The organism is Rothia sp. 27098_8_161 (assembly GCF_041432905.1).
Classification (GTDB): domain Bacteria; phylum Actinomycetota; class Actinomycetes; order Actinomycetales; family Micrococcaceae; genus Rothia.
Genome location: NZ_JAPWAL010000031.1, coordinates 1 through 8,375 on the forward strand (window position 1 = coordinate 1; position 8,375 = coordinate 8,375).

Sequence of the window (8,375 nt, forward strand, 5' to 3'; positions counted from 1 at the left end):
AAACACCCAAAGCGCTTCCTCCAGATATGCAAAAAGTGTCCACCCGGATGATCCGGGTGGACACTTTCAATAGCTCTAGGCTATTCACCTAGCAGGTGAAGGGATGAGGACTTACTTAGCCCAACCAACCTTCTCCCAGTGAATGCCGGTGCCCTGGAAGAGGGACACGCCGTAGTTGCGCAGACCCTTCTTCACGAACTTGTACTCGGGGCCGTTGATGAGCGGAATCAGCACTGCAAACTCAGCAAGGTGCTTCTTCTCGATCTCGTTGCAAGCCTGGTTGCGTTCCTTGTCGTCAGCAATGAGCTTCATCTTTGCGATCATCTCATTGATCTCGTCGGAACCAGCTTCCTCAGGCTTACGGCGCATGTAGAACTGCTCGGTAGCCTCGGTAGCATCCGGGGAGTTCGGAGCGAAACCGGAGGAGGTTGCGTCGTAGTCCTTGGAGGTCATGGTCTTGTTGAACTCGCTAGCAGCACGGGAGTCGAGCTCAGCATTAATGCCTACGGACTTCAGCTGCTGAACCAGGGTCTGACCGACGGCCTTGGCGGTGGGGTCCTCACCGAAGATGGAGAACTTGAAGGCCGCCTGCTTGCCGTCCTTCTCGTAGAACTCACCGTTCTTGGTGTAGCCTGCCTCTTCCAGAATCTTGGATGCTGCGGCGGCATCGTTGTTCGGGGTCGGGTAGGTGTCCTGGTAGTACTCGGTGAAGGGCATGTGAATCATCGAGTTGGGAAGCTTCTCTTCGTAATCCATACCCTGGAAACGAACCTTGGCGAGAGCCTCACGGTTCAGACCAGTAACCACAGCGCGACGCAGAGCAACATCCTGCATGCGGGCGGGATTCATGGTCACGCCACCGGAGAACAGGCGAGCGCCTCGGCGAATCTCGATGTTAGCAACGTCCTTGAGCTCCTTGTATGCGGAAGCGGTGATAGCACCAATCGCATCAATCTCATCGTTCTTGAACGCTGCACGCTCAGCAGTGGGATCCATCTGACGGAAGACAATGCGCTCCAGAACGGGCTTCTCGCCCCACCACTTCTCGTTGCGGGTCAGAGTCAGGGTCTTCTCGGTCGAGTTCCAACCACCTTCAGCAATGGTGAAGGGGCCAACCCAGTACTCGGGGTGCGGCTTGTCAACGAAGCCTTCGTTGAAGAGGTTCTTATCTAGCAGAGCCGGGTGCACAATGCCAGCGAAGAGGGTATTCAGCGGGTAGTAAGGTGCGGAGAAAGTTACCTTCACCTTGAAGTCATCACCGTCGCGCTCCACGGAAGCAATGCTGCTGTAGATGCCGCTGCTTCCGACCTTGTAGTCACCATCGGTGCTCTTGAGGATGTTCCAGGTAGCCTGCAGAGCCTTGTAGTCGATGGGGGTACCATCGTTGAACTTAGCCTGGGGGTTCAGCTCAATGGAGACGACGGGCAGACCGTTTTCTTCGGCGACATCGAAGCTCTTCGCAAACTCAGGAGCCAGAGTGCGCTTACCCAGGGGGTCACCCTGCCACAGGCCTGCGTAAGCCACGGGGCTCATAGCGGTCTGGGTGTACAGGGAGTTGCCATCCGCGCTGAAAAGGTTGAAGTCCGGACCAATACCCGGAATAGCCAGGCGCAGAGTGCCGCCATCCTTCAGCTCAGAAACAGCGGCCTCAGCAAGGTCATAAAGCTCCTTAGTATCGGTGCCCACGGTTGCACCCTTGGTGGTTGCCTTGGAGTCCTTGGACGAGCCGCACGCAGCCAGTACGCCCACGGTACCCAGTGCTGCAGCGCCACCGAGAACGGTACGACGGTTCAGGATGAAATTCTTCTCCATGAGAGTGTCCTCTTATACGTTTGACCCTCAATAATCCTGCAGGAAAGCGTCAAGGGTTCCCTGCTCATACGCCGCAATAGGGTGCGGTGAGCGATGAATTAGTGCCGGTCTATGAATGTGTTCCTTGAGGTACGCCCCTAGCGGCGCACCCACAGGCTTAATTATGGCTTACCTGCGGTATAGAAGCTCGCCTATAAATATTCATATCTTGAATGGTGAGAAAGGTTACGCCTAATCAGTGCGGTTTTTCCTATTTTCTTGCTGGTTTCAGTGCCTAGCACCACATTCTGAGACTCCCGCAGTCTCACCAGGTGACAATCTCAAGCTGCACGCGCCTCACCAGTACCGGGCATTAAAAACCCGAGGGGCGAATATTCAACGAATATTCGCCCCTCGGCACACATGCGACTTATTCAGCCGACTCTAGAGCTACACCGTAGCGGCCTCAGCCTCAGGGTAGTAGCAAGCATAACCGTGATCCTCACCCTCAACGTGGGTCAGTTCCGGCATCTCCTCCAAGCAACGACGCTTCTTGTCCTCAGGCAGGAGCTTGAAGACCGGGCAACGGCTCGAGAAGCCACAGCCCTTAGGCGCGTTCACCGGAGTGGGCAGGTCGCCCTCAAGCATGATGCGGTGGCGCTTAGCCTCAATCTCGGGATCCGGAACCGGAATCGCCGAGAGCAGTGCACGGGTGTACGGGTGGATCGGGTTGTCGAACACCTGGTCGACGTCACCAATCTCAACAATACGACCCAGGTACATCACTGCAACGCGGTCGGATGCGTGGCGAATCACCGCGAGGTCGTGAGCAACCATCAGGTAGCTCAGGCCCAGGTTTGCGCGCAGCTCTTCCAGCAGGTTGATCACGCCAGCCTGGACGGACACGTCCAGTGCGGACACCGGCTCATCCAGAACCACAAGCTTGGGGTTCACGGCAAGCGCACGAGCAATACCGATGCGCTGACGCTGACCGCCAGAGAACTGGTTCGGGAAGCGGTTCACGTGGTCAGGCTGCAGACCCACAATATGCATCAGTTCGATAACGCGCTTCTTGATGTCTGCCTTGTTCATGCCCTGGTTTTCCAGCGGCTCGGCAAGCACCTCATAAACGGTGAAGCGCGGATCGAGAGCACCGGTGGGGTCCTGGAAAACCATCTGCTGGTGCTTACGCAGCTCAAGAATCTCACCTGCGGACTTGCCGTCCTTGGTGGAGGTTCCGTTAATCAGAATCTCACCGTCGGTGTTCTTATTGAACTCCATGATTTCCAGCAGGGTTGTGGTCTTACCACAACCGGACTCACCCACGATGGAGAAGCACTCGCCCTCACGGATGTCGAAGGACAGGCCGTTCACAGCCTTCACAGTGCCCACGCGGCGCTTAATCAGCGCACCCTTCATGAGCGGGAAGTGCTTCTTGAGGTTGCGAACCTCCAGGACGGGGGCACGCTCCTCACGCGGAATACCGTCGTACTTCGATACCGGGGGCTCAGGAACCGGGTACAGCTCCTCAGCGGTCTTACCAACCAGATCCTGAGAGATGGTGCAGGATGAGTAGTGGCCCTCGCCAACGCCTTCCAGCAGCTGCAGATCGGGCTCGCCGTTGGAGTCCTGGCAGCACTGGCCACCGCTCTTAGCGATGGGGCAACGCGGGCGGAAAGAGCACGCGGTCACCGGGTTAATCAGGTTCGGAGGGGTACCCTCAATCGGCACCAGGGAGACCTTCTCGGAACGGTCCACACGCGGGACCGCACCCAGCAGACCGATGGTGTACGGGTGGGAGGGATACTTGTACAGATCCTCTGCCTTCGCAATCTCCACCGGCTTACCGGCGTACATCACCAGAATGTCGTCAGCCATACCAGCCACAACACCAAGGTCGTGAGTAATCATGATGGTTGCTGCGCCGGTCTCATCCTGAGCCTTCTGCATAACCTCCAGCACCTGAGCCTGGATGGTCACATCCAGTGCGGTGGTGGGCTCATCGGCGATGAGCACGCGGGGGTCATTCGCAATCGCCATAGCAATCATGATGCGCTGACGCATACCACCAGAGAACTCGTGCGGGAAGGAACGCAGGCGGTCAGCCGGGGAGGGAATACCCACCATACGCATCAGTTCGATGGAACGATCCTTGATAGCCTGCTTGCTCATGCCCTTGTTGTGGACCTTGAGCACCTCAGCAATCTGATCACCAATGGTGTACACGGGGGTCAGCGAGGACAGCGGATCCTGGAAGATCATAGAGATCTCCTTGCCGCGGTATGCGCACATTTCCTTATCGCTCAAGCCCAGCAGTTCGGTGCCGTTGTACTTGACCGAACCGGTGATATCAGCGGTAGTCGGGTGCAGGCCCATGATTGCCATGGAGGCAACGGACTTACCGGAACCGGATTCACCCACAATACCCAGGGTCTTACCGGGGTACAGGTCAAAGTTCACACCGCGAACAGCATGCACGATGCCATTCTCAGTGTTGAAGCGGACGTTGAGGTCCTTAACGCTCAGAACGGGAGAGGTACTCATTAGTTCTTCGCCTCCTTTGCAGCGGCGGCAGGTGCCTCTGCCTTCTCGCTCTTCTTGGACTTCTTGATCTTACCGACAGACATGGAGGTCGGGTCGAATGCGTCACGCAGACCGTCGTTCATGAGGGCCAGCGGACCAACCAGCAGGAAGAAGAACAGAACCGGGAACCAGAACATGTGCGGCAGGGTGTTAATCTGTTGCGAAGCATCCGAAATCAGCGAGCCCAGCGAGTAGTTGGGGTACTTAATACCGATGCCGATGAAGGAGTAGGCAACCTCAGAGAGCACAGCGCTCATGATGCCGCTGGTAAAGTTCAGAACCAGCAGAGAGCCGATGTTCGGAACCAGGTGGCGCATCACAATCTTAAAGGGGTGCACACCCATGTAGCGTGCAGCCTTCACGAAGTCGCGGTTGATGAGGGACTGCGCCATTGCACGAATAACACGGGCGCTACCCATCCAGCCGAAGGTAATCAGCACTGCAGAGAGCAGAATCCAGGTGGGAACACTCTTCTGAATCTGCTTACCAACCTGACCGTTAATCAGAATTGCCAGAATCAGCAGCGAGGGAACCATGATCAGGGTCTCAAGGATGAACAGCATGATCTTGTCGATCCAGCCGCCGAAGTACGCCATCACACAGCCGTAGACTGCGGAGATGAACACGGTGACCAAACCAACGATCACACCAATTTCGAGAGAGGTCCAGACGGCCTCAACCATCATGGCGAACACGTCGTTACCCGCAATGGTGGTACCAAACCAGTGGTCAGCCGAGGGGCCTTCACCAAGCGCCATGTAGTCAATGTCGTTGGGCTTGTACTTGGTCAGGTACTTACCGAACAGGCCGAACAGACCCATGCCGATGAACACGGACAGGCCGAAGACTGCAGCCTTGTTACGCAGGAAGCGGCGCAGAATAATAACGCTCTTGTTGATGACCTTGAAGTCACCGTTCTCCTGTACCACCGGTACGGAGGAAGTTGCAGTTACCTGGCTCATGAGATCCTCACTCGGGGGTCGACGATGGTGGTAGCGATATCAGCGATAATCGCACCGACGGCGAACAGTGCAGAACCGTACGCAAGGGTCACGGTCGCAGCGTTCACGTCCTGCGAGGAAATGGAGTCAATCGACCACTTACCGATACCGGGCCATGCAAAGACGGTCTCGGCGAAGAATGCACCCGCAAAAATCATCGGAATCTGGTACGCGATGGACTGTGCCACGGGAATGAAGGAGACGCGCAGTGCGTGGCGAGTAATCGCCTGGTTACGGGTCAGACCCTTAGCACGAGCGGTACGCACGAAGTCAGCGTTCACGTTATCGAGCAGGTACTGACGCTGTGCAATCTGGTAACCAGCCCAACCGAAGATGGTCATACAGAAGGTCGGCACGATATAGTGCGCCGCCATATCGATTGTGATTTCCCAGAATCCAGTCAGACCCGGAGTCGAAATACCGGTCACGAAGAAAATCTTCTCTCCACCATTAGCAACGGCGATGTTGTTGATAGTGGTCGCGCCCTGCTGCACCACGAAGTATGCAACGGGAGCGGGGATGATGTAGACCAGGTAGGAGTAACCGGTGATAACACGGTCAGAGAATTTGTACTGGCGAGCTGCCGAGTACACGCCCAGGGCAATACCAATCACAATCGAGAGAATGGTAGCCACCAGCAGCAGGCGGGTGGAAACCCACACGCGCTGGCCAAATTCCTGGTTAATGTACGCGCCGTTGGGGCTACGGCCCCAATCGAACTTGGTGACCACATTGGTCAGCCACTGAACGTAGCGGTCCCAGGGGTTCATTTCGGGATCGAGACCCAGGGACGCGAAGTTACGGTTCACCTGCTCAGGGCTAGGCTTCGGAACCTTTTCCTGCTCCAAGAGGGCAGGCTTCAGAGCAGTAACCGCTGCAAAGTAACCCATCGTGGTCGTAATAAAGACCATGACGAGGTACGTCAGCGATCGCTGGAGGATGTACCTAAACATGGGACGGTTCCCCTCCTTGTGTAGATGTCGGTGTCATTGGCATGTGTGTCATGCTCCCCTAGCGCACTGCTTCGTGATGGCTGTCACTAGGAGCATAGTTACTTTATCTTATATAGCTCGTAACGCTTCCACCAAACCCACATTGGGTACTTTCACCCCTTAGAACAGCCTGTACGCAAGTTAAAAAAGTGCTGAATAAAAAAATGCCCCGGAATACCGGGGAAAAGGGGCGGATTAACAATTTTTACGAAAATTTTACATCCGAAACAATTAACCCCAGATAGGGACGTAATAACCTTTTCGATAAGCGGTTTAACAGGGGAAAACACCACGTAAACCCACCGTTTAAGGGACTAAGCCAACACTTCCAACCCCTAAACCAAGCACTAAGGCACACCTCTTAAGTGCGCTATTTAAGGCAACGCACCCAAAAGCGGCGCCCCAGCGCAAGCAAAATGCTCGCACCGGGGCGCCGCCTCTACAACTCTATGAAAGAGCAACTAGCCCCTAATGCTCGAATCCTTTGAGCCAGCAACCCACTCATCCGAGGCTTCTAGAGTCAACGATTCGGCAATCGACCTACGGGTAGGGCCCCGCATGCTTTTCAGAGCCTGCGCATCCTTCGCCGCCATCTCTGGAGTAATCACCGGAATCGCGCCGGTCGCCGCACGGGCAATATCAACAGCCGGCTCAGTCTCCAGAGTCGTCGCCAGCGCATCCTCACGAATGAAGAACAGAAGCAGCGTAGATACCAGGCCCAGCGGCACCAAGTACAGGAAAAGCGGAATCAGCGCATCGTTATACGCATTCACAATGATGCCGTGCACCGGCTCCGGCAAAGACGCCACCAACTCAGGAGTCAGAGACGAAGACGCATGACTACCCGAAGACTGCAGCGCCTGCTGCGGCATACGCTCAGAAATCAGCGAGGTCAGACGCGAGGTGAACAGACCACCCACCAGCGAGGCACCCACAGTAGCACCCACCTGACGGAAGAAGTTATTCGACGCCGTCGCGGTACCAACCACGCTCACCGGGAACGCGTTCTGAACAATCAGAGTCAAGAACTGCATGGACATACCCAGACCGGCACCCATCACCGCAAGGTACGTACAGAACAGCCAGGTCGGAGTCTCAACAGTCACGGTCGACAGCAGGAACAGACCCAGCGCCACAATCGCGGTACCGGTCGTCACATAACGCTTATAACGACCGGTCTTCGACACCACGCGGCCCGTCACAATCGACACCACCAACATGACACCCATCATCGGAATCATCAGCAGACCAGCCACCGTAGCGCTTACACCCAGCGCCATCTGCAGGTAGGTCGGGATGTACTCCACCGCACCGAACATCGCCACACCCAGCGCCAGCGAAGCACCCAGAGTCAGCAGGAAGTTACGGTTCTTGAACAGGTACATGGGCATAATCGGCTCAGCCGCACGGTTCTCCACCGGGATGAACACCAGCGCAGCAACCACTGAGAAAATCAGCAGACCAATAATCTGCGGTGAAATCCACTCGTACTGGTTACCGCCCCAAATCGTGGCAAGCACGAGCGCACTCGTACCCGCCATCAGAATCAGCGAACCAAGGTAGTCAATGTTGTGCTTCTCGCGCTCACGGAACGGGCGGTGTGGCAGCAAGAAAATTACCGCAAGAATCGACAGAATAGCCAGCGGCAAGTTCAGCCAGAACGCCCAACGCCAACCCGGGCCCTCAGTAATCCAGCCGCCAATCAGTGGACCAGCCACCGACGAGAACGCGAAAACGCCACCGATAATACCCATGTAGCGGCCTCGGTCGCGGGGAGGAATCACATCAGCAATCACCGCCTGAGAAAGAATCATCAGGCCACCGCCACCCAGACCCTGCAGGGCGCGAGCAAAAATCAGCCAGTTCATGTTCTGCGCGAGCGCGCCAACAATCGAACCCGCCATGAAAGCGACAATCGCAAAAATCAGGAAGGGCTTGCGTCCGAACTGGTCAGAAAGCTTGCCGTAAATCGGCATCGTAATCGTCGAAAGCAGGATGAAAATAGTAA

General features: G+C 56.1%; 5 protein-coding genes. All 5 read right to left on the reverse strand.

Annotated elements, in window-relative coordinates:
* Positions 1-111 precede the first annotated feature (111 nt).
* Positions 112-1,812, reverse strand: a complete 1,701-nt coding sequence (locus O3648_RS07950) for an ABC transporter family substrate-binding protein (RefSeq protein WP_371569476.1) — start codon at positions 1,810-1,812, stop codon at positions 112-114.
* A gap of 429 nt (positions 1,813-2,241) precedes the next feature.
* On the reverse strand, positions 2,242-4,335 hold the full coding sequence (locus tag O3648_RS07955) for an ABC transporter ATP-binding protein (protein ID WP_279789564.1): 2,094 nt from the start codon (positions 4,333-4,335) through the stop codon (positions 2,242-2,244).
* Positions 4,335-5,336, reverse strand: coding sequence for an ABC transporter permease (locus tag O3648_RS07960; protein ID WP_279755005.1), 1,002 nt, complete (start codon positions 5,334-5,336; stop codon positions 4,335-4,337). The genes O3648_RS07955 and O3648_RS07960 overlap by 1 nt, the downstream gene beginning before the upstream one ends.
* Entirely contained in the window at positions 5,333-6,328 is a 996-nt protein-coding gene (locus tag O3648_RS07965; RefSeq protein WP_070675446.1) for an ABC transporter permease, read from the reverse strand. Before O3648_RS07965 ends, O3648_RS07960 begins: the two co-directional genes overlap by 4 nt.
* A 500-nt stretch (positions 6,329-6,828) precedes the next feature.
* Positions 6,829-8,375: MDR family MFS transporter (locus tag O3648_RS07970; RefSeq protein WP_371569480.1), on the reverse strand; the 1,547-nt coding region annotated here is incomplete at its 5' end.